This is a genomic window from Suttonella ornithocola (assembly GCF_001889065.1).
Classification (GTDB): domain Bacteria; phylum Pseudomonadota; class Gammaproteobacteria; order Cardiobacteriales; family Cardiobacteriaceae; genus Suttonella_A; species Suttonella_A ornithocola.
This window is the reverse complement of the sequence record NZ_LWHB01000246.1, coordinates 1-1,402: the sequence shown is the minus strand read 5'-3', so window position 1 is coordinate 1,402 and position 1,402 is coordinate 1. Positions and strand designations below refer to the sequence as shown.

The window sequence follows — 1,402 nt, the reverse complement described above, 5'->3', positions numbered from 1 at the left end:
TTCAGTAAAGCCTTTAGGATGGGGATTTTTAATCCAGCTATAGACGGTGAATTTGCTGATCTTGTAGCGCTTTGCAACAGCGCGCCAAGTTTCTCCATTAGCAATATCGTTAAGAATTTTCTGTCGGAATTGGCTGCAGTAGGTCATAGGATATGCTCAGTTTGTTTTTGATAATTCTACTACAAGTTGTTCTTTATATCTGCTTTGGATAGATTGGATTCTAAGTGATTTGACTATAGCTGAATGCCTTTAACTCGCATACAAAATTTGAACACCTTTCCGTACTAATGTGTGCTGTCATGGTTCGTTAGTTTGTATGTAAGCTAAACCCATTCAGCTATATTTAGCATAGCTATTTTAATAAGTAATACAATCAAATCTATAAAAAAGCCACATAAATGTGGCTTACTGTCTTGTATATAAGTTAACGCTGTCTAATAATATTGGAATTATTTCTTAATAGTATTATTAGCTTGTGAGCGTCTAATGGCAAGACTATCTCTAATTTCTCTTAATAAGAGAATTTCTTCAGCAGGTTCTGCAGGCACTGTTTCTTCATTTTTAGCCATACGATCTTTTAATTTATTCATTGGTAAAACAATAAAAATATAAACAGCAATAGCAACCAAGAAAAAATTGACCGTCGCTGTAATAATATTACCTATTGGAAATTCTGTACCGTTAATAACATATTTAATATCATCAAAATTTGGTTGTCCAAAAAGCATTGCAATTAAAGGATTGATAAAGCTTTCTACTAAACCAGTAACAATTTTTCCAAAAGCAGCCCCCATGACAACGCCCACGTCTAAATCAATAGCATTTCCTTTCGCAATAAATTTTTTAAATCCATCAATCATTTTTTGTTTCTTAAAATAAAAACTTCGGCAAGTATAGGATGAGTTTTCTAAAAAACAAGTACAAAAAATGAATAAAGGGCTTTAACTTTTTAAAACTTTTATAATTGATAAAAAATTTCCTACTTCCATTTTTTTATCGTAATTTTTGTTTTATTTTTTTATCGAAAATCATAAAAAAGCCTGAAACTACTCAGGCTTAATTTTTTATTCATTATCTTATTAAAATTAAGCAGATGCCATATTCTCTCTCATCCTGACAAGAAAATCTCTTAGTCTTTCTCTATCCTCACCTGAAAAATTTTTCAGTGCAGCCTCCTTAGCTTCTACCGCAATTTCATGCATGTGATTCATAAGCGGTTGACTTTTTTCCGTCAAAAAAATCAAATTCGTTCGTCTATCTTTTGGATCTTGACGACGATCAAGCAAACCATCTTGCTCTAGTTTATCAATCTGCCGCGTTAACGTCATAGGTGCTAAGTCCATATATTCAGCTAATTTTGTTTGGCTAACTCCTTCATAACGCGAAAGATAAGTTAATAATG

Annotated in this window: 3 protein-coding genes; all 3 read right to left on the bottom strand. The window is 32.2% G+C overall.

Features of this window, described 5'->3' with window-relative positions; genetic code table 11:
• Positions 1–147, bottom strand: a 147-nt coding sequence (locus A5N85_RS17965) for a helix-turn-helix domain-containing protein (protein WP_143143319.1), incomplete at its 3' end; no start/stop codon positions are given.
• A 302-nt stretch (positions 148–449) separates the two neighbouring features.
• Positions 450–860 carry a large conductance mechanosensitive channel protein MscL gene (gene mscL, locus A5N85_RS13440; RefSeq protein ID WP_072577620.1) on the bottom strand — a complete coding sequence of 137 codons (411 nt, stop codon included), beginning with the start codon at positions 858–860 and terminating at the stop codon, positions 450–452.
• Positions 861–1,085: 225 nt separating this feature from the next.
• The coding region (locus A5N85_RS13435; RefSeq protein WP_072577619.1) for a MarR family winged helix-turn-helix transcriptional regulator at positions 1,086–1,402 on the bottom strand (317 nt) is incomplete at its 5' end.